Raw genomic sequence first — 19,546 nt, 5'->3', positions numbered from 1 at the left:
TATCTACTTTTTATTAGCAAGCTTATCTTGCATCAATAATGCTGGGTCTAGACGCTCGCCTTCCCAGTTAAAACGCCAATCTAGGTGTGGGCCTGTTACACGCCCTGTCGCACCTATTTCGGCCACTTTGTCGCCTTGGGTTATTGTATCGCCTACTTTTACATCTAATTTGCTTAAATGAATATATGTAGAGGTAACGCCATGGCCGTGGTCAATAATAAGCGTACCGCCAGAGTAGTATAAATCGGGATCAGCAAACACCACAGTGCCACTAATCGGAGCATAAACAGGTGAGCCAGTTTTATTGGCAATATCTAGACCAAAATGTGGGCGTCGCGGTTCACCGTTAAAATAACGTTGGCTACCATAAACACCCGATATACGCCCTTGTGCAGGCTTTAATACGGGGTCTAAAAAGTACTGTAAATCAGAGTTAACCGCGCGCGCTTTACGTATTGCTTGCGCCTCACGGCTAATACGTGCGCTTACTTCTTTAGGAGGCGACACATACTTTTTAGCCACACCGGTAATTTTATCAATTTTATAATCACGTTTAGTGATCATTAAATCTTGCGTGTGTGTTTTACCGTTATTATCTATCCACGTAAGGGCGTGTTTTGCTTTCGCGTCGCGACCAAAGCCAAACACAAAATCGCCAGAGTCTGATAACTTTAATGTTTTACCATCTAGTGATACCGACTTTACATTTTCAAGCTTGCCTGTCACTAAGCCGCCCTGCGTAAGGTGCCCTTTTAGCTCAAGCGCTAATGCACTAAAGCTAGTGGTGGTTACAAGCGCTGTGGCTAAAAGAGTTTTAAGCATAACTAATCGATCCCTTTCCTACGCCTTCATATGCGGTAATTTTTACGTCTTTGTTTGGGTATTCTGCCTTAACTTGCTCAGCAAGGTGCTGAGCAATACATTCTACCGTTGTATCAACAGGTAAAATGTCACAGCGTGACTCGCTAATCGCCATTTCAAAGTAACCTTGTGCAGCGGTGTAAGCAAAACACACATCATCGTTTTTAGCGCTTATGTGTTTTAATTCGCTTGCAGCGATTTGATCCTCAGCCGTGGCTAAATAAATATCTTGCCATTTTTCTGCCCATTGCTTTTGTAAGCGTGGCATAGACATACCATCTAAACTAATACCAATTTGCGAGCGATGGCCATGAATAATACGCTGACAGTTACCATCGTGCTTTTTAAGGCCATGGCTGTAATGATAATAAAAACTTTGGCTGTGCTCTGGTTTAAGCGACAACTCAATTTTTTCAATGTTTCCTGGCAGTTTTGGTAAAATAGTGTCTATTAAAAATTCAGTCACTGATTCAACGCTAATTTCTGGCGCGTCTATCATGCAATAAGCTTGATGCGGAGCACTCATGGCTAAATGATGGTTATCGCCAAATGTGCAATCGAGCGTTTTGTGCGAATCAAATTCTTGTACTGTGCCATTTAAACCTTTAGCAATTGCTAGTTTGTGGTCTAAACAGTCGTCAATTATGCCTTTAATTTGCTTTTTAACTAAGCCAAAGTCTAACACCATAGACTCTTCATTTAGCTTGCCATGCAACGTTAAGTCAACAATCCAGCTCTCGCCAACGGCGCCGCGTTTGTTACATAAGTAAGAAAAATCAATCACTGTTAGTGAGTTAACAAAAAGGATCATAAACTTCCTTTAAACTGGTTATAAGTCAGGGGTAATTATAATGATTTCTGATTGTAATTGCGCGGTTTTATAGTGCAAAAAGCAATCGCCACTACTGATTGGCGATAAATCACGCAAAAAAGTCTTTTTTTCAACTGCTCCGAGTTGTTTAGCGTACAAGTGTACGCTAAAGTACTTGGCAATTTCTAAGCGAAGATAAGTGTTATGGAACCTAAAAATAGCTATACAAAAGAAGATTTGATCCTATGTGGTCAAGGTGAAATGTTTGGTGAAGGTAACTGCCGTTTACCAAGCGACAACATGTTAATGATGGACCGTATTACTTCAATCACTGCTGATGGCGGCGAGCACGGTAAAGGCCAAATTGTAGCTGAGCTTGATATTGACCCAAGCCTATGGTTTTTCGATTGCCATTTTAAAGGCGACCCAGTTATGCCAGGTTGTTTAGGGCTAGATGCTATGTGGCAACTCGTTGGCTTTTTCTTAGGCTGGTCTGGTGGCCCAGGTTTAGGCCGTGCTTTAGGTGTGGGTGAAGTTAAATTTACCGGTCAAATTTTACCTACCGCTAAAAAAGTAACGTACCGCCTTGATATGAAACGTGTAATTAAGCGTAAATTATTTATGGGCATGGCTGATGGCACAGTTGAAGTAGATGGCCGCGTAATTTACGAAGCAAAAGATTTAAAAGTGGGCTTATTTCAAGACACAAGCGCATTCTAAAATTAGTAATAAATGTATGCAAAAAGGCCTCCAGTTGGAGGCCTTTTTACGTTAATTCTTTGTCTTGTCCTGAAATGTGTTTACACATTTAGGACTTATTTTATGAAAACCACTAAAACTAAAGACGTTAAGCGTACTCAGCGAGATTATACATTAGGCTTTAAATTATCTATTGTTGAGCAAGTAGAAAAAGGCGACTTCACCTATAAACAAGCGCAAAGTCATTACGGTATTCAAGGCCGCAGTACCGTTCTGGTATGGCTGCGAAAACATGGTAAATTAGATTGGTCTAAACCAACTTATATAGCCAACATGCCTAAATCGAAAGAAACCCCAGCACAAAAAATTAAACGTTTAGAGCGCGAGATAGAAGAGTTACGCCTAAAGGATTTAATCAAAGATGAAATGATTAATATTATGGATGAAGAATATGGAGCGGGCTTGCGAAAAAAGTACATATCCGAGCTATCACGCGCGCAAAAGAAAACCATCAAATAAAGCTTACTCCGTTATGCCGTGCATATGGCATAACGCGACAAGGTTACTATCAAGCTATGCGCAGAATAGATGCTCGGAATAAAGAATTGGAGCCAGTCAAAGAATTAGTGATGTACTGGCGGCAATTCATGCCTCGTATTGGTGGGAAGAAACTTTATCTGATGATAAAGCCAGACCTGCAAGAGCGTGGCATTAAACTAGGTCGTGATTGTTTTTTTGATTATTTGAGAGAGCATGACTTTCTTGTAAAACCAAAGAAAAATTACACTAAAACGACAAACAGTAACCATTGGATGCGCAAGCATCCCAATTTACTAAAGGAATACATGCCTACTGCGGCCGAGGAAGTCTTCGTTAGTGACATTACATACGTAAAGTCAGCGCAAGGCGTGCATTACCTATCGTTAGTCACTGATGCTTACAGTCGAAAAATAATGGGTTATGAGCTGAGTGATGAAATGAAAGCAACCGATGTAGCCAAAGCATTAGAAATGACAATTAAGCAACGCGTATATAAACGTGATGCCATTCATCATTCAGATAGAGGTTTACAATATTGCTCTGAAGTATATCAAAATGCGCTATTAAAAGAGGGCATTAGACCATCGATGACCGATGGGTATGACTGTTATCAAAACGCATTAGCAGAGCGTATTAACGGGATATTAAAGCAAGAGTTTTTACTGTATAAATGTCGCAATATGGCAGAGTTAAAACAGCTCGTTGAAGAATCGATATTTATATACAATGAAATGCGACCGCACTTAAGTTTGGATATGAAAACACCAAATCAAGTGCATAAAAAAGACCTGGCGCTTTCGCACCAAGTCTTTCATTAAAACCGTCAACCTATTTCAGGACGGGACACTTATTTGATGAATTAGGTTTTATACATGTTTCGGTTTTCAATTGCTTCACGCCAACCGCCTAACCATTCAGACTTAGGATCGATTTGCTGATAAGGGCATAGCTCTTTTGAGCGCCCGGCTAAACCTGCTTTAAAACCTTGAGAATGAGCTCTTTCTAAACGATCTCTTTTTTGTCTCTTCATCGGTAATATCCTCACCTTTTTTAATTATAAATTTTGTAGCATTAGTGAAATCTACATTTAATGAATAGTTAATAAAAATGTTAAATTCAAATAGCAAAATTAATTAATTTGTTTGACATTAACTAACATGCTGATGCAAAAATAATTTAACATTAATTAAAACACAGTGGTCGTACCACTTCATTTCTTACTGCTTCTTTAATTTACAATACGGCTATCTAACCGCTTAAATGCACTTATGTGCTAAGGCGTGTTCTACTTTGCTGATTTAAATATTCCCATTAGAGCGATTAAATAAAGACTAAATGAAAGCAGCTAATGGGCAGCATATAGTTGGTATTTATGGTGCATTATCGCCTTGTCTAAATGCCAAACTCCACTACAAATTTAACCAGCAAAAATTAACACGACCTATTTATCCGACACAGCTTTTTTGGCTAAGTTCCAAACAAAAATGTAATCATGACGATTTTATTGCAATTTGCCCTTTTGTTTAAAAAACAGCTTTAACGATTTATTTTTAAACAATTGGTATTTATGCTTGATTAATTAAAGTCGATCGGTCTAATATGGGTTAACTTAAAAAAGGCTATTAGGGGTTACTTATAATGAATACTGCTCAAACACCTGCACGGCGCGGAAGACCCCCTAAAATACCTCGCGAAAACGCCGATACCAAAGCGCACCTTATTAGGGTTGGACTAGAAACCTTAACTGAATTTGGTTTTAGCGCAACTGGCCTTGATACCATTTTAAAAAAGGCCGGCGTGCCTAAAGGCTCGTTTTATCATTACTTTAAAAGTAAAGAAGCGTTTGGTATTGCCTTAGTAAATGCCTACGATGACTACTTTATTACTAAGCTCAAAAAATATTTAACCGATAGCAATACACCGCCCCTGGAGCGCTTAATTCACTTTACGCAAAGCGCCATTATGGGCATGCAAAAATACCAGTACAAACGCGGTTGTTTGGTCGGCAATTTAAATCAAGAGCTAAATCATTTAAGTGATGAATTTAAAATCCGCCTACTACAAAGCTACGTAGCGTGGCAGCAGCAAGTGGAGCAGTGTTTAAATGAAGCACAGCAACAAGGCACGCTTGCTAAAACTGTTGATACGCAGCTTATGAGTGAATATTTTTGGATTGGCTGGGAAGGCGCCGTTATGCGAGCTAAACTTACCCAATCAAGTAAACCCCTTACGTTGTATACAGAAATGTTTTTACGCGCATTGCTTACCTAATGCGCATTTTATTTAGCCATTAAAAACCGATCGGTCTAAAAGGATATGTTATGAGTAACTCAGTTAAAGCTATTGTAATTACGAAAGACGAAAACTACGCTGCGGCGCTTAGTGAAGTGCAGCAAAGTGACCTACCAGATCAAAACGTGCAACTTGATGTACTTTACAGCACACTCAATTACAAAGATGGGTTAGCCATTACAGGTAAAGGCCCTGTTGTGCGCAGTTTTCCTATGGTGCCAGGCATCGATTTAGTGGGCACAGTAAGTGAAACAAGTACCGATGAATTTACTGTTGGCGATAATGTAATTTTAAATGGCTTTGGTGTGGGCGAAAAACACTGGGGTGGCCTTGCACAAAAGGCATCGCTTAATAGTGATTGGTTAATCCCCCTCCCTGCAGCGCTTTCGCCAAAACAAGCAATGCAAATTGGCACCGCAGGCTACACAGCAATGCTGAGTGTTATTGCCCTTGAAAAACAAGGCATCACTCCAAGTGATGGCGAAATATTAGTGACCGGTGCAAACGGCGGTGTTGGCAGCTTTGCCATTTATTTATTAAATCAGCTGGGCTATAACGTAACCGCTGCCACAGGAAGAATGGAGCAAAGCGATTACTTAAAAGAGCTAGGTGCGTCACAAATTATTAGCCGCGATGAGCTTTCAAACCCAGGTAAGCCACTTCAAAAAGAGCGCTTTGCGGGTGCTATAGATTCGGTAGGCAGCTACACACTTGCTAATATTTGTGCATCGCTTAAATACGGTGGTGTTGTTACTGCGTGTGGTTTAGCCCAAGGCATGGATTTACCCGCATCAGTAGCGCCCTTTATTTTACGTGGTGTATCTTTAATTGGTATAGACAGCGTTATGCGCCCTAAAAAAGACAGAGTAGAAGCATGGGACAGACTAGCAAGCTTAGTTAAAGCCGATTACCTTGATAAAATTTCAACCGAAATTACACTTGAACAAGTAATCGAAAATGCCGAGCAACTTATGGAAGGTAAAATTCGCGGCCGCGTAGTTGTTAATTGCCAAAGTTAAGCAATTTTATCTATTAAAGCCTCGTTATTAAATTTATAATGGCATTTGTATTTTTATTAATGAGGCAACACCTATGAGCAACCAAGATCTTTACAGTAATAACCCACTGCAAGGCGTAAAATTAGAGCAAGTGGTTGAAGAACTGGTTGAGCAATATGGGTGGGAGCTACTACACGCTTATTTGCAATTAAACTGTTTTAAAAACAACCCAGATGTAAAATCGGCGGTTAAGTTTTTACGTAAAACACAATGGGCACAAGAAAAGGTAGATAACTTTTACCTATACCGCCTTAAAAACTTACCTAAACCCGACGATGTGCAATACGAATTACCGCCACGAGATAGAGTTATTCCTGCGGATCATAAACCGGGGGAGCCGTGCGAATTAAGTTTTAGCGATGCAAAGCGAATTATGGAAAAAAAGGCCACTAAACAACGCGCCAGGGCACGAAAACAACGCTCAAATGCAACTAACCCGTGGGGTAACTAAGTTAACCTCAACTCTGGATAATAAATCTATCTCTAGCAGCTATTTTCAGCGCTAACAGCGTTGAATTTACTTGCAATAGGCTAGCTATTGACGCGTAAATTCGCCTTGTTTTCACCGAAAACCGCTGGCTAGAGAATTAAGCTTAAAGATCATCATGATAAATTATGTTGGTCTATCTCTTAACCAAAGTTCAGGTTAAGTTATATTTTTAAAGCCAATGTATATTGGCTTTTTTTAGCTCTGCAATTTTAGGGCTTAGTAACCTCGTTTACGCCAAAAATCATTAACAGAGCCTTGCTCTTCAAGTGCAACGTTAAATGTTTTATCGGCAATAATTTTATTATTTAGGGTGAGTGTCATTCGCCAATCACCTAATTTATTTTCAATAGGCTCCCACAGCGTATCACCTAAATAAAATTGCCAGTCGTTCTCTTTAATGTATTCAACGCCTTCAAAGGGCGGCATTATTTCGCCATTACTGTCTGGTATATCGGGGTGATAAATACAAAAGTGAAGTTTTTCGCCTTTTGCTTTTTTAATATTAATTATTAAGCCAAATTCAACATCAAGCTTGGCAATTACATTGGTAGTAAATTGCTCAATTTGTGGCAATGCTTTACTTTTGCTATCCCAGGTAGAATAAATCCCACAACTTTGAATCGACACCTCAGGTTTTGATTTTGCCATTACACCATTCTTTACTTAAGGCTGTTAATGCACTGATTTTATAATACATGCAGCTTAAGTAAAATCACCTGATTAACAAACATACTCAATGTTGATTTATTTTTGCACATTGCTTGCACATTTAAGATCAAAAATAGCGTCAATTAGTACTTAATTGGCAGTGTATGATGAATCACACTCTATGTAATAAAGTTAAACTATTAAAAATTTCGTTATTAAGCGCAGCAATTTCTTCTCTGGTTGCATGTGGCAGTGATGAGCAAAACCTAACAACCGCCACTGATGAAAGTACAAGTTCAAGCAGTGAAAGTACAACAGCAACAAGTGGCTCCAGCTCAACCGAGCAAGTGCTATGTGAATACAGTTACAATGAATACAACGACTCAACATCAGTTCAAACCACCAGTTCTGCTGATTGGGCATGCACAGGTACAACACGCGATGTAGTTGCTAATGGCATTCCAGATCATGATGTGGGCACGTTTCCTAACCCCGATAATCCAAACACCATTTCTGAGCAAACAGTGAGTGAGAGCTTTACGTTAACGCCTATACAAAGCGATACCGCAACCTTAATGGGCGGCCCTCGAGGCGTGTTAGGCATAGTACTAAATGGCGTTAAAATTGATGCCGGTACCGGCGGCAGTTGTGATGACTCTGGCGATAATTGCTCGCTTGGTGATAACAGTGGCAACTGGAGTATTGAAGCACTAAGCCAAGATACCTTTAGTTTTGGAACTGACGATAACAACGCACACGTACAGCCCGATGGCACATATCATTATCATGGCATGCCCGAGGGATTTATCTCCCTTAGAGGCGGCAACAGCTCAGCAATGACTCTAATTGCATGGGCGGCTGATGGGTTTCCTATTTATGCGCGTTATGGCTATAGCACCGCGGATGATGCAAGTTCGTCACTTAAAGTGATGACAGGTAGCTACCAACATATTAGTACTGTAAGCGATAACCGCCCTTCTACCGATATTTATCCACTGGGAACTTTCGCACAAGATTGGGAGTATGTAGCTGGCTCTGGCGATTTAGATGAGTGTAACGGGCGCTTTGGTGTGACCCCTGAATTTCCACAAGGCATATACCATTACTATGCAACTGACACTTATCCGTTTTTTCAACGCTGTGTTAAAGGCGAGCTATAAATTTACTTATAAGCAGAGTGAATATGATGAAAATACATAAAAAAGCACTGGTTGCACTTATTTTAGTGGCCAATATTGTTATAGCACCGGTTGTTTATGCACATTTAATGGTGGCTCAACACGGAACATTAAACGTGATTGATAACCATGCCTTTATAGTACTCTCGCTGCCTATTTCTGCATTTAATAACCTTGATGATGATTTAAATAAAAACGTATCTATTGATGAATTTAACGCCCATAAAAAGCAAATCAGCAAAACTATAATGCGAGGGATTTATTTAAACGATCATCATTATAAGTTTCCCCTAAAAGGCTTATTACTAAACCCTGAAGTGTCGCATACTGATACTAATAACATTGAGTACATAACGATTACGGGCCGATATACAGTGCCCGATATAAGCGCACAACTAAAATTAAACGTTAGGTTATTTAGTCAAAATTCTGATTTAAATAAGTACCACATTACCGCCACTAACAAACAGCAAAAAATGACTCATCAGTTTGCCTTAACACCGCGTACTCCTTTTAGCACAGTGTTTTAAACTAACAATTAAGTAGCCAAGGGCAGACTTAAAATTAAGCTGCCCTTTTTTATTTTTACTGCGCTAATAATTTTGGATTTTTAGGAAAGAAATTTTCTGGTTGTTTTTTACAAAGCGAAAATTCGCGAGTGTTTTTATAAGGAAGCTTCATAAATCCTGCTACCCCCACATCAGTAATGTTAACTGCATACTGCATTAATTTATTAAGTAACCGTTTAAACTCTACTTCTTTGCTTTCATCGAGTAAGCGATAGTAATGGTGTATTTTCATTCTATCTGGCAGGGCTTCAAATATAATACAGCCAGTATGATGAATTTGATTTAGCTCAAACACGCATCTAATCACTTTTTTAGGAAGTTGCAGCTGCTCATCAGGATCTTCACCATCTTCAAAGTAAGAATGTGGACGTGCAATTTCGTTTGCCTTCATACTGACAACTTCATAATCCAGCTCAGGGAGGTTATCAAACTTAAACGCCCCGGTTCCATCTCGCTCTAATTGAATAGTTTTACGCGCATCAAATAAACAACACTTAAATAAACCTTTTTGACTTATCGCTTGAGCAAGCATTACGGTATTATTAATGGCATCGGTAAAGGCTGTTTTTAAACTTTCATCATGCATAATAAGCGATGACTCAACAAACAACGACTCATCTTTCCAATGAAAACTCAATCCACCCACTACTGGGTATTTAGCTAGGCGGCTAATAGAGGCCAAAAAGGCTTTTTCGGTATCGCCGGTATCAAACAAAAACTCTTTATAGTAGCGGTCTAATTGAGCATCGTTTACATCAAGCAGTTGCTGATTATGATCGGCTTGTCGTAAAAACTGTTTGCGCGAGCTATATACTACGGTGTCGGGCTTATCGCCTTTGCCAAACCAATACGGAATAGCAGGACGAGGCTCCGCTTTTTTAAGCTCAGGTAAATACGCCTTAGCCATTTTAGTAATGTTACGGATAAAGTAATCACCAGCGCCATCGCGTATGGTTTTATTTTTAGACAGCATGCCATCAATAACATTGGCAAGCTCTTTGGGTAAGCCAAGCGAGCTTGCAGGAATGGCTTGCGCACCAAAACGACACGACTGAGCGGAGGCAAGTGCATATAAGGTAGAAGCCACACCTTGTTCATCAAAGCGTGGCGATGACTGCTCACCCGACATTTGCGCATCACCTATAAAATACACATCGCCCATTCTGGCATTAGTAGTGCTTAAATCTCCCGACATTAAATCCATAAAATTACTGGCTATAGGCTCACCCTTACTATCAACCTGTGCGTAAACAGAGCTTCCCCAATCAACTAAAGACAGCGCATCGCTTTGCTCATCCCATACCAAATTAGAAGGTTTAATATCGCCATGCACTATAGGTTGAGGGGTTAAACCATTTTTATGATTACGCAGGTCTATTAATACATTACGCAGCCGCACCGCTAATTGCATAATATGGGCGGCACTAAAACGCCCTTTTTTTAGCGATACTTTTTCAAGGTCTTCACCAATGGCGCGGGCCATCATTAAAATACCTTGCTTTTTTATACGCTCAAAAGCATAAAAGGTGGGCACTAGCGGGTTATTAATTTGCGAGAGCATATACGCTTCGTCTTCTAAGCGGTCGCGCACGCTTTGGGCAAGCGTAATACGCGAGAACTTAAACACCCAAGGTAAGGCATTTTCGTCATTGCCAGCAAACACAAAACCAAACGCGCCTGACCCAATCATCTCTACATTTTTATAGCCAAGCGCACTCAGTTGTTTAATACAAATATTAAGCCATTGACGGTGTTTTTTGGCATCTCTATGTGACAGCAAATAAACAGATTGCTCTTCGTTAATATAAAAATTGCGAATTTCTTTGGCTTTCAATACAGGCTCTTTGTTTTATAGGTTAAATAGTGAGTTAGCCACATGATTATTAGTGTTATATAGGCAGATTACAATACTCACCTTGTAGTTTTTACTCTTACCTAAAAAGCTAACTAGCTAAGTGCTAAACATGCATTATTACACCTTGATAACAAATGTTGCATCCAATCGATCAGCTAAGCCGTATTTAAACTATCTGCTTATTTTAGATAGTAAATACATAGGGATTTTAGCGATGAATAGATTAGCCTTACTTACACTGAGCACGTTATATAGCACTAGCACCTACGCGAATATAGAGACCCTTACTGTTTATGGACATAGAGATGGTTTAATTGGCGAGTCTATCAGTGCCTCAAGCGGTATTATTGGTCAAGGAGAAATACAGCAGCGCCCCATGCTCAGAAGCGCCGAAATGTTAGAGCTTATTCCAGGCATGGCGGTTACACAACACAGTGGCTCGGGTAAGGCTAATCAATACTTTATTAGAGGCTTTAATTTAGATCATGGCACCGACTTTGCCACCAGCATTGAAGGTATGCCCATAAATATGCGAAGCCATGGACACGGGCAAGGTTATACCGATCTTAATTTTATTATTCCAGAAGCTATTTCAACTATAAATTACCAAAAAGGATCATACAGCGCTACACAAGGGGACTTTTCAAGTGCGGGGAGTGCGCAATTTAATTTAGCTAATAACTTAAAGCACAAGCAAATAGAGCTAAGCATTGGTGAAGATAACTATACACGTGCAGTAGTGCTTAGTGCGGTTGATGTATCTAATGCCAAGTTAATAGCAGCAGCTGAGTGGCAAGGCTACGATGGCCCATGGGATGATATAAACGAAAACGTAAATAAAAAAAATGCCCTACTTCGTTATGTTGGCAAAGCTTTAAATGGAGATTTATCTATTACAGCAATGGCTTACGACAACACATGGCAATCAGCCGACCAAATTCCACAGCGCGCAGTGTCACAAAATATAACGTCACCTTTAGGGTCACTTGATACCACCCTTGGGGGGAGTTCGAGTCGCTATAGCCTATCAAGTGTTTGGCAAGGCAAACATATAAAAACCAGTCTTTATGCCATAAATTACGATTTAACGCTGTTTTCTAACTTTAGCTATTTTTTAAACGACCCTATAAATGGCGATCAGTTTAACCAACAAGATAGCCGTACTATTTATGGTGGTGAGCTAAGTTATCAATTTGACTCACTTACTGATGGTTTAAATATGCAGCACACTGCTGGGCTTGAGGTTCGCCATGACGATATAGACAAGGTAGGACTTTATAACACTAAAGCGCAAGAGAGACTCAATACAATAAGACAAGATGCCATAAAACAAACAAGCTATTCGAGTTATTGGCAAACAAAAATACTTTTCACACCTAAATTAGAGGCCACTGCAGGCGTGCGGTACGACTATTTTGATACCGATGTAAGCAGTATTACACGGGTAAACTCGGGAAAAGCAAACGATGACTTAGTAAGCTTTAAAGGCAGTTTAAATTATAAACTTACTGATTTGTTAGTCGCTTATGCAAACTGGGGGCAGTCTTTTCATTCAAACGATGCCCGCGGCACTACCATTAATATTGACCCTGTTAGCCAACAAAATGCCGAAAAAGTAGATTTACTGGTAAAAAGTGAAGGTGCTGAACTAGGCCTGCGTTTTGCCGATGATCAAAACGTTAATTTATCCGCCGCTTTATGGTGGCTTACACTCGACTCAGAGCTTTTATTTGTAGGTGATGCGGGTAATACAGAGCCCAGTGATGCATCAAAACGTTATGGTCTAGAGCTAAGTGCGTATTATTGGATTAATGAACGCTTTAGCCTAGACATGGAAGCCTCGTTTACTCATTCAAGATTAAATATAAACTCTGACAAAAACTATATAGAAGGCGCAGTACCTGTTGTTGCAAGTGCAGGTTTAAATTGGCATATAAGTCAAATGTGGCAATCATCATTTAGAGTACGCCACATAGGTAAACGGATGCTTTCTGACGCTGGTGATATTCGATCTGAACCATTAACGGTAGTTAATAGTGCTATTAGCTATAAACAAACTCACTGGAAAGTCGATTTTGAACTACTGAACTTATTTGATAGTACCGATCACGATATAGATTACTACTACGCTTCGCGCTTACCGGGCGAGCCTGCACAAGGTGTAGAAGATAACCACTTTCATCCTATTGAGCCTCGCACAGCCCGCTTATCAATTAGCTTATTGTTTTAATCGAGCAAAACACTGTATATAAAAACAGTACACATATAAAAGCGCACCTTAATACATTTTTTAAGGTGCATTTCGCTGAGATGGCGCTGTTTTAAAACTTTTTAACATAGCGTGGGGATCTACGTTTTTACTATGTTGGCTGCTCGCCTGGGCCCACCACATCAGTTGGCTAAAAGTACGCGAATAATAATTAAACCACGATTTTTCTTCTTCGCCCTCTTGCATTGAACCATCGCTATTTAGCACCTCTTGCGCCTTTGGTACATGAACCATTGCAGAGACTGGCAAACACCCAAGTTCTGATAAAAAGGTACGTAAACTAATTGCCGCACGTAACCCTCCCCATTGCCCTGCCGAATAGCTGACAATAGCGCTTGGCTTATACGAGAACAAAGAACTGCCAAAATGGTTTAGCAAATCAGCTAATGCCGGGCTCATACTATGATTGTACTCTGGGCTTACCATTATATAGCCATCGGCTTGGGTAATTTTATCTGCTAAGGCTGTTAAATGTGCTGGAGCTTGGCTTTTTGCATAGGCAAAATGAGGTTTAAATACATCCTCTGAAGGAAAGTCGAGCGCGTCTATAAGCTCAAACTCGTGCTCGCTGTAGCGCTGGTTTAAACATTTGAGGCATGACTCAGCCACTCGCTCTCCTAATCGTGCTGGCTTAGGGGGTGTGCTATCTCTAACGGTGCCTAAAAAAACTAAAAATTTCATAAAAGCCTCTTTAATTGAGTGTTGTACCCACTATACCTTAAACCTAAAACATATTAAAAATGCGAGGCTTTTATTTGTTTGCACAATTTTTTGAACTCTAAACAAAAATTAATAAGGGTGGCACCCATCACTTACGCTTTAACGCTAACGCCAAGCCTACCCTCAATTAAATTGATAACTAACACCAAACCCTGCCCAAAATAAGGAGCGTAAATGTTCATCACCTCTATAGTGTGCTGCATCTTTGTTTATTGCAACGCTGTAACTGGCATAGCCAGATAGCATGACATTATTTAATAGTTGATAAGATAAATTAGCAGCAAGTTTTACGTTATTAAGGCCATTGTGGCCATCGCTTACATAACCACTATTAAAACCCGCCGCAGTTTGCAGCTCCAATCGCATTAAATCACTAAATGCATACTCTTTTGTAATTGCCAGCTCTATAAAAGAGCCACTGAGCGATAACGAGTGATAGATACTAGCTATTGCATGTATATCCCAATCATATGCATAGCTTATATCTAGCTAAGCTCATTATCATGGGAATTTACTCCTTCCTCGCGTGCTTTTATATGGTTGTAACCTGCATACAAAGTTAGGTGTTCTGCAAGCTCAGTTGAATAAATAGCATTTAAATTTAGCTCATCGTATTCATTATCAGTGCCTGTTGCTAACCAAGGGATAAACGTAAAGTCATTGTAATTTATTTCGCCCGCAATAGAGGCTAAAGCGCTACCGGGCAAGTTATCGCGCCCTTCTGTCACATAATGGCTTTCCCATAAAGGATGAATATGAAAATTTAATTTTTCATTTTCGTGGTCAGTGTGTGCAACGCTTTTTATATTCCCGCCTACACCTACCTCAAGCTCGTGTAGCGATTCGTTCGCAGCGCTTTTACTCGTACCTAAAGCCAGCGAAATAATGCAGATAAAGTGACAGATTTTTAAATTAGTTTTCATTAAAAGGTCCAAAACCAAAAAGTTGCGCATAATAGTGCTATATAACGAAGCTCAGCAATAAAAAGATGCCTTTTTAAACAATTTATTTAAAAAATGGCTCACATCATTAAAAAACTAAGTAACTTGCTCATTTTACAATCTATAAGGTAGGATAAAAATGAGAAACCAACAACGCACATGGCTGATTTATAAATATAACTCGCGCATATTGTGCAATTAACAAGCAGGTAATCGTTTGGCTCTTTAAATCTATATATAAGTTGGTATCCTACGCGGCTTTTTGATAGTTATATTAAAATAATTACCCAGAGTGTAAGGTTAATTAGCCAAGGTGGGGCTCTCGCTGCATGGCACGTAAAGTGGCAGCAATCTAGGTTCAACGTAATAAAACGTTGTTCTAAATTTAAAAGCAAATATTAAGGTAACAGTATGCGATTTGGCCCAGGATTACTTGTAACAGCCGCATTTATTGGCCCCGGAACAATCACAACGGCAAGTGTTGCCGGTGCAAACTTTGGGTTTGCATTAATTTGGACATTACTTTTTTCGGTTATTGCCACTATTTTGTTGCAGTCTATGGCTGCTCGATTAGGAGTAGCAACAGGGCAAGACTTAGCACAAGCGTTACGTGCACACATTAAAACCCCTTATCTTAAAGCGCTTGCTAGTTTTTTAGTAATAAGTGCTATTGGTGTAGGTAGCGCTGCATATGAAGCCGGAAACCTCAGTGGTGCAAGTATGGGGCTAGTTGGTATTTTCCCAGGGGTAAGTGCACAAATATGGACGCCGTTAATTGCTGTATGTAGCGCTATTCTTTTATACAGTGGTAAGCACAAAGTGGTAGAAAATGCATTAATACTGCTGGTGATCCTTATGAGCCTGGTATTTATATCTACCCTAATTATGGCTGCACCACCAATGGCTAAAGTACTCGCTGGGTTTATACCTACAATGCCAAGTGGCTCAATTACAACGGTATTGGCCCTCATTGGCACAACCATTGTACCGTATAACTTATTTTTGCACTCTGGTGTTTTAGCAGCGCAAGATCATTCTAAAAGTGATAAAGACACTGTTATTAAACAAACTAACTTAGATACAGGTTTATCAATTACGCTAGGTGGGGTGATCACCCTTGCTATTTTATCAACCGCGTCTGTAGCCTTTTATGGCACCGATGCCGGTAAAATTAGTGCAGCAAATATGGCCGTGCAACTTGAGCCATTACTTGGCGAAGCAGCGCATTACTTTTTTGCTATTGGCTTATTTGCCGCAGGATTAACCAGCGCAATTACAGCCCCATTAGCAGGCGCGTATGCGGTATGTGGCATGCTTGGTTGCTCAAGCGAAATGAGTAACACCCGTTTTAAAACAGTCGCCATTACTATTTTAGCTTTTGGTGCATTTGTGGCCTCACTGGGGCTTGACCCTGTTGCGGTAATTATATTTGCACAAGCTGCAAATGGATTACTACTGCCCATCATTACCGCGTATTTGGTGTGGTTAGTGAATCAAAAATCAGTCATGGGAAAATACACCAACTCAACACTTTTAAATGTGGTTATATTACCCGTGCTACTACTCATTTTTTCGTTAAGTTGTTACAAGCTATCAGGGTTAATTTTTTAAAACCAATTAACGTTTAACCATGGGCATGCCCATGGTTAAACATACAACCTGCGCTGCCTTGGCTGCTTTCAACTTGAATGGTGGCGTGTTCAATGTCAAAGTGGTCATGTAAATGGTGCTGTACTTCAATTAAAAAGTCGTTATTTAATGCGTTGTTGTCAGTTACTAAGTGAACAATAAGCGCAGATTCTGTGGTACTTAGTGGCCACACACGTAGACGTAGCCCATGCACACCTGTTACATGCTCAATACTTAAAAAATACTGCTTTAGTTTTTCTATACTAATATTTTTGGGTACGGCGTCTGTGGCGTAATTAAGCGAGTCTTTAAATAATCCCCATGTGCCAATAAACACAATCACTACAATACTCAAACTTACAACAGGGTCTACCCATTGCCAGTTTTTAAATAAAATAACAATGCCGGCAATTACCACACCTAAAGACACCGCTGCATCAGCCGCCATATGTAAAAAAGCACCTCTAATATTTAAATCGTGCTTTTGCCCTTGCACAAACAACAACGCAGTTAAGGTGTTAATTACCACACCAATAAGCGAAACCACTATAACCGTCATGCCTGTAACCGGCTGAGGGTTTTCAAAACGCTCTATGGCATGCCAAGCTATGCTAGCAAGGGCAGCCATAAGTAAAACAGAGCTCATTAAAGACGCTAACACCGTTGATTTTTTATAGCCAAAGGTGCGCTTGTCGGTAGCTGCTTTACTTGCCAAAACATTTGCCCCCCACGCAAGTAATAAACTAACCACGTCGCTTAGGTTATGCCCTGCGTCGGCTAAAAGCGCAAGGGAGTTGGCAAAAAAACCGTACCCTGCTTCTATCACGACAAATATAAGATTGAGTAAAACGCCTATAGCAAACGCGCGATTATAGTGACTAATATGATGGCTGTGATCGTGACTCATGTTGCTCCTTACATAGTAAATAACTTGATTAATCTGAGCTGTAGAAATCTATTTTTAGCGCTCACTGTTTTTAATTTATAAGGTTAATGAGGTATGTGTTCGGAAAAGTTTAAGCGTACCTAATAAATAAAACAGCCCATAAATGCTGCATACAATTGAGCTTACAATCCAAAATACAATTGAGTTGTGATGAATTAACTGACTGGTTGTTACAAAAGGAGCGATTACCCCTGCTATCCCCCTTAGTAAATAAACACCTGTTATTAATACCAAAGCCGTTTTTAAAAAAGGCAGCTTTAAAATAACACCCGCGCCAGAGAGCGCATACATGCCCCATATAGCAAGTATGGCTGATATAATTAAAGTAACAAAGGTAGGATACGTACTTCCCTGCTCAGCCAACTGCGCCATGTGTTCGCCAGCACCAAAAAAGCGATACCAATCAGGGCCACCAAAAATACAGGCAATATGTAAAAGTGACGCTATAAAACTTAAAACCCCCGCTATAACCAATAGCTTATTAAACTTCATATACCTATAAACCTAAGTTATTGGCTTATGTAAGCAATAAAACCAATTAACGCTGCGTAAAAGCTAAAACCAAGCAAACATATTAGGTAAACGTTTTTAGCTTTATTTGCCTTAAAGCTCATGTAATCTTTAATGTCAGCTTTAAACTGACCAAAGGTGAATACGTTTAAAATTGCACAGCCGGTAGAGTACAAAATAAACCCTAAAATGGTTTCTATCATTAGCCACATAACAATATCTAAAGCAATGCTCATAACACTCATCCATTAAGTAATGTAAAAACAGCGTATCAAATCTATAGTTGATTATCAGCGTATTTATAGCGTTAAGGTGTAACAATAAATTTCGTAAGCCCTATTAATTGCCCCGACTCAGTTATCACTTTTACTTGCCACTTACCTTTAGCATTATGCGGAAAATTTACTTTATGAGTCCATGCTCTGTAGCCTTGTTTTCGCCCGCCATTAATATTGAGCGTAATTCTGTCGACCTCTTTTTTATTGTGTATCCATACATGAAATATTTTTTCGTTTAGACCTCTTGGCGCTTTTACTGCGGTCCATGTGTATAACCCTTCATGATGAAGTGTATATAAATCAAGAGTATCGATGCTACCTAGCGGTTTTTTATGCTCAACATCTACTTTATGTCCCAAGGTAATATCGGTTAAACGCAGGGCTGCTGGCGGAACATAACTGCGAAGCTGCCAAACCCCAGCGCTTATTGCGCATAAAATTAAAACTAAAATAGGAAAACGCCACCAGCGCGCATCAGGCATTAAGTTTGTTAAGCTAGGTAAAGTAATAAGCACTGAGGTTACAAGCGCAATTGCTAAGCTTTGGCTCGTAGTTAGGTTTAATAAAATAGGTAGCGTAACAAGCAAAACCACAAATAATGCAAAGTTATGAAATACTGTAAACAGCGTGCGGTTTTTAGCTAACTTTTTATAGTAAAATGGATCTATTACCGATATGAAGGCACATATAATAATCAGCGATGTAAAGAGTGCTTGTGGGTGATCCCACTGAGTAACCGCTAAAAAAAACGGTAACGCAAAAAATAGGCTTTCTTGTTGCACCATTTGCAGTGCAAAGCGCATTACATTGGGAGATACGGCTACCCCAAAGCGCTCTTGTACTTTATCGCGTAGCCAGTTGTCGACGATCAACCAAAACCAGCTCACCAGTAAAACAATGGCAATAACCTGCGAGAACGACTCTTTTCTATCGACCATTACATAGCTTGCAACACCTGAGCAAAACGCCAATACAGCCAATAGCCCTGGTCGCTTTTGCATTGCCACTATAAATTGAGTAATGAGATTTTTTAGTTTGTTCATTTATTTTAGTGTCCGTACATAATGTACTTTATTATTATCATGTTAGTTAAATCAGTGTAACTAAGCCTAGATGAACAACACATAGATGCCTGCAGGTATTATTTTCGTTGTTGCATTAAAAACCACTCCCTTTTAACCGCTTTTTTAATTAATAAGTGCCTATAACTGGCCGAAAAACTACAGTAATTTTTAAAACTGTAACTTTAAGC

Annotated in this window: 21 protein-coding genes; 9 read left to right on the top strand and 12 right to left on the bottom strand. The window is 39.7% G+C overall.

Going from position 1 to position 19,546, the window contains the following annotated elements:
- Positions 1–3: 3 nt before the first annotated feature.
- Together VOI46_RS07880 and VOI46_RS07875 are read right to left on the bottom strand one after the other, a co-directional pair.
- Entirely contained in the window at positions 4–822 is an 819-nt protein-coding gene (locus tag VOI46_RS07880; protein WP_004586525.1) for a M23 family metallopeptidase, read from the bottom strand.
- Positions 815–1,672, bottom strand: coding sequence for a 6-carboxytetrahydropterin synthase (locus VOI46_RS07875; protein ID WP_282337580.1), 858 nt, complete (start codon positions 1,670–1,672; stop codon positions 815–817). The genes VOI46_RS07880 and VOI46_RS07875 overlap by 8 nt, the downstream gene beginning before the upstream one ends.
- Positions 1,673–1,876: 204 nt before the next feature.
- Between VOI46_RS07875 and fabA the strand changes: the two genes are divergently transcribed.
- Positions 1,877–2,392, top strand: a complete 516-nt coding sequence (gene fabA, locus VOI46_RS07870; RefSeq protein WP_004586523.1) for a bifunctional 3-hydroxydecanoyl-ACP dehydratase/trans-2-decenoyl-ACP isomerase — start codon at positions 1,877–1,879, stop codon at positions 2,390–2,392.
- A 102-nt stretch (positions 2,393–2,494) separates the two neighbouring features.
- Positions 2,495–3,729 (top strand): IS3 family transposase gene (locus tag VOI46_RS07865; RefSeq protein ID WP_086004322.1). Its coding sequence is split into 2 segments (ribosomal slippage): positions 2,495–2,846 and positions 2,846–3,729, totalling 1,236 coding nucleotides; the frame shifts between segments, so codons are not numbered across the junction.
- Between the two features lie 41 nt (positions 3,730–3,770).
- Here VOI46_RS07865 and rmf read toward each other — a convergent pair.
- Positions 3,771–3,941, bottom strand: a complete 171-nt coding sequence (gene rmf, locus VOI46_RS07860; protein ID WP_004586522.1) for a ribosome modulation factor — start codon at positions 3,939–3,941, stop codon at positions 3,771–3,773.
- A 608-nt stretch (positions 3,942–4,549) separates the two neighbouring features.
- Between rmf and VOI46_RS07855 the strand changes: the two genes are divergently transcribed.
- The 3 genes from VOI46_RS07855 (at position 4,550) to VOI46_RS07845 (ending at position 6,712) form a co-directional block, all read left to right on the top strand.
- A complete protein-coding gene (locus VOI46_RS07855; RefSeq protein WP_004586520.1) occupies positions 4,550–5,182 on the top strand; it encodes a TetR/AcrR family transcriptional regulator in 633 nt (210 codons plus the stop codon).
- 50 nt (positions 5,183–5,232) lie between these two features.
- A complete protein-coding gene (locus VOI46_RS07850) occupies positions 5,233–6,222 on the top strand; it encodes an MDR family oxidoreductase (RefSeq protein ID WP_004586519.1) in 990 nt (329 codons plus the stop codon).
- A 73-nt stretch (positions 6,223–6,295) separates the two neighbouring features.
- Positions 6,296–6,712 carry a VF530 family protein gene (locus VOI46_RS07845; protein ID WP_004586518.1) on the top strand — a complete coding sequence of 139 codons (417 nt, stop codon included), beginning with the start codon at positions 6,296–6,298 and terminating at the stop codon, positions 6,710–6,712.
- Positions 6,713–6,967: 255 nt separating this feature from the next.
- Here VOI46_RS07845 and VOI46_RS07840 read toward each other — a convergent pair whose 3' ends face one another.
- On the bottom strand, positions 6,968–7,399 hold the full coding sequence (locus VOI46_RS07840) for a DUF3859 domain-containing protein (RefSeq protein ID WP_004586517.1): 432 nt from the start codon (positions 7,397–7,399) through the stop codon (positions 6,968–6,970).
- Between the two features lie 164 nt (positions 7,400–7,563).
- Here VOI46_RS07840 and VOI46_RS07835 point away from each other — a divergent pair, with 164 nt between their 5' ends.
- Both VOI46_RS07835 and VOI46_RS07830 read left to right on the top strand, forming a co-directional pair.
- Entirely contained in the window at positions 7,564–8,559 is a 996-nt protein-coding gene (locus VOI46_RS07835) for a YHYH protein (RefSeq protein WP_039972162.1), read from the top strand.
- Between the two features lie 23 nt (positions 8,560–8,582).
- On the top strand, positions 8,583–9,107 hold the full coding sequence (locus tag VOI46_RS07830) for a hypothetical protein (RefSeq protein ID WP_004586515.1): 525 nt from the start codon (positions 8,583–8,585) through the stop codon (positions 9,105–9,107).
- Between the two features lie 55 nt (positions 9,108–9,162).
- Here the strand turns inward: VOI46_RS07830 and VOI46_RS07825 are convergent, their stop codons facing one another.
- Positions 9,163–10,980, bottom strand: coding sequence for a serine/threonine protein kinase (locus VOI46_RS07825; RefSeq protein ID WP_282337577.1), 1,818 nt, complete (start codon positions 10,978–10,980; stop codon positions 9,163–9,165).
- 235 nt (positions 10,981–11,215) lie between these two features.
- On the opposite strand from VOI46_RS07825, the gene VOI46_RS07820 reads away from it, so the two are divergent.
- Complete coding sequence (locus VOI46_RS07820) at positions 11,216–13,231, top strand: TonB-dependent receptor (protein WP_004586513.1); 2,016 nt, start codon at positions 11,216–11,218, stop codon at positions 13,229–13,231.
- Positions 13,232–13,291: 60 nt separating this feature from the next.
- On the opposite strand, the gene VOI46_RS07815 is transcribed toward VOI46_RS07820, so the two are convergent.
- The 3 genes from VOI46_RS07815 to VOI46_RS07805 all read right to left on the bottom strand — a co-directional run bounded on the left by VOI46_RS07815 (position 13,292) and on the right by VOI46_RS07805 (position 14,913).
- Entirely contained in the window at positions 13,292–13,951 is a 660-nt protein-coding gene (locus tag VOI46_RS07815; protein ID WP_282337576.1) for an NAD(P)H-dependent oxidoreductase, read from the bottom strand.
- 162 nt (positions 13,952–14,113) lie between these two features.
- Positions 14,114–14,356, bottom strand: a complete 243-nt coding sequence (locus VOI46_RS07810) for a hypothetical protein (RefSeq protein ID WP_324738197.1) — start codon at positions 14,354–14,356, stop codon at positions 14,114–14,116.
- A 119-nt stretch (positions 14,357–14,475) separates the two neighbouring features.
- Entirely contained in the window at positions 14,476–14,913 is a 438-nt protein-coding gene (locus tag VOI46_RS07805) for a hypothetical protein (protein WP_282337573.1), read from the bottom strand.
- 429 nt (positions 14,914–15,342) lie between these two features.
- On the opposite strand from VOI46_RS07805, the gene VOI46_RS07800 reads away from it, so the two are divergent.
- Positions 15,343–16,542 (top strand): Nramp family divalent metal transporter, encoded by a 1,200-nt coding sequence (locus tag VOI46_RS07800; RefSeq protein WP_282337572.1) that lies wholly within the window; start codon positions 15,343–15,345, stop codon positions 16,540–16,542.
- Between the two features lie 13 nt (positions 16,543–16,555).
- Here VOI46_RS07800 and VOI46_RS07795 read toward each other — a convergent pair whose 3' ends face one another.
- From VOI46_RS07795 to VOI46_RS07780, 4 genes are all read right to left on the bottom strand, one after another.
- Complete coding sequence (locus VOI46_RS07795; protein ID WP_282337571.1) at positions 16,556–17,467, bottom strand: cation diffusion facilitator family transporter; 912 nt, start codon at positions 17,465–17,467, stop codon at positions 16,556–16,558.
- A 75-nt stretch (positions 17,468–17,542) separates the two neighbouring features.
- Positions 17,543–17,998, bottom strand: coding sequence for a hypothetical protein (locus tag VOI46_RS07790; protein WP_282337570.1), 456 nt, complete (start codon positions 17,996–17,998; stop codon positions 17,543–17,545).
- Positions 17,999–18,015: 17 nt separating this feature from the next.
- Positions 18,016–18,252 carry a hypothetical protein gene (locus tag VOI46_RS07785; protein WP_282337569.1) on the bottom strand — a complete coding sequence of 79 codons (237 nt, stop codon included), beginning with the start codon at positions 18,250–18,252 and terminating at the stop codon, positions 18,016–18,018.
- 71 nt (positions 18,253–18,323) lie between these two features.
- Positions 18,324–19,337 carry a DUF5924 family protein gene (locus VOI46_RS07780; RefSeq protein ID WP_282337568.1) on the bottom strand — a complete coding sequence of 338 codons (1,014 nt, stop codon included), beginning with the start codon at positions 19,335–19,337 and terminating at the stop codon, positions 18,324–18,326.
- Positions 19,338–19,546 lie beyond the last annotated feature (209 nt).

This window comes from Pseudoalteromonas sp. CuT4-3, assembly GCF_035666335.1.
In the GTDB taxonomy this organism is placed as follows: Bacteria; Pseudomonadota; Gammaproteobacteria; order Enterobacterales; family Alteromonadaceae; genus Pseudoalteromonas; species Pseudoalteromonas atlantica.
The sequence above is the reverse complement of the archived record's forward strand: the minus strand, read 5'-3'. Positions and strand labels throughout refer to the sequence as shown.

Bases quoted from the DNA above. Each gene is read 5' to 3' on its own strand.
- fabA (WP_004586523.1), top strand. From the start codon at position 1,877: ATGGAACCTAAAAATAGCTATACAAAAGAAGATTTGATCCTATGTGGT.
- VOI46_RS07875 (WP_282337580.1), bottom strand. From the start codon at position 1,672: ATGATCCTTTTTGTTAACTCACTAACAGTGATTGATTTTTCTTACTTA.
- VOI46_RS07830 (WP_004586515.1), top strand. From the start codon at position 8,583: ATGATGAAAATACATAAAAAAGCACTGGTTGCACTTATTTTAGTGGCC.
- VOI46_RS07785 (WP_282337569.1), bottom strand. From the start codon at position 18,252: ATGAGCATTGCTTTAGATATTGTTATGTGGCTAATGATAGAAACCATT.
- rmf (WP_004586522.1), bottom strand. From the start codon at position 3,941: ATGAAGAGACAAAAAAGAGATCGTTTAGAAAGAGCTCATTCTCAAGGT.
- VOI46_RS07790 (WP_282337570.1), bottom strand. From the start codon at position 17,998: ATGAAGTTTAATAAGCTATTGGTTATAGCGGGGGTTTTAAGTTTTATA.
- VOI46_RS07795 (WP_282337571.1), bottom strand. From the start codon at position 17,467: ATGAGTCACGATCACAGCCATCATATTAGTCACTATAATCGCGCGTTT.
- VOI46_RS07805 (WP_282337573.1), bottom strand. From the start codon at position 14,913: ATGAAAACTAATTTAAAAATCTGTCACTTTATCTGCATTATTTCGCTG.
- VOI46_RS07855 (WP_004586520.1), top strand. From the start codon at position 4,550: ATGAATACTGCTCAAACACCTGCACGGCGCGGAAGACCCCCTAAAATA.
- VOI46_RS07780 (WP_282337568.1), bottom strand. From the start codon at position 19,337: ATGAACAAACTAAAAAATCTCATTACTCAATTTATAGTGGCAATGCAA.
- VOI46_RS07880 (WP_004586525.1), bottom strand. From the start codon at position 822: ATGCTTAAAACTCTTTTAGCCACAGCGCTTGTAACCACCACTAGCTTT.
- VOI46_RS07810 (WP_324738197.1), bottom strand. From the start codon at position 14,356: ATGCGATTGGAGCTGCAAACTGCGGCGGGTTTTAATAGTGGTTATGTA.
- VOI46_RS07800 (WP_282337572.1), top strand. From the start codon at position 15,343: ATGCGATTTGGCCCAGGATTACTTGTAACAGCCGCATTTATTGGCCCC.
- VOI46_RS07840 (WP_004586517.1), bottom strand. From the start codon at position 7,399: ATGGCAAAATCAAAACCTGAGGTGTCGATTCAAAGTTGTGGGATTTAT.
- VOI46_RS07820 (WP_004586513.1), top strand. From the start codon at position 11,216: ATGAATAGATTAGCCTTACTTACACTGAGCACGTTATATAGCACTAGC.
- VOI46_RS07835 (WP_039972162.1), top strand. From the start codon at position 7,564: ATGATGAATCACACTCTATGTAATAAAGTTAAACTATTAAAAATTTCG.
- VOI46_RS07815 (WP_282337576.1), bottom strand. From the start codon at position 13,951: ATGAAATTTTTAGTTTTTTTAGGCACCGTTAGAGATAGCACACCCCCT.
- VOI46_RS07850 (WP_004586519.1), top strand. From the start codon at position 5,233: ATGAGTAACTCAGTTAAAGCTATTGTAATTACGAAAGACGAAAACTAC.
- VOI46_RS07845 (WP_004586518.1), top strand. From the start codon at position 6,296: ATGAGCAACCAAGATCTTTACAGTAATAACCCACTGCAAGGCGTAAAA.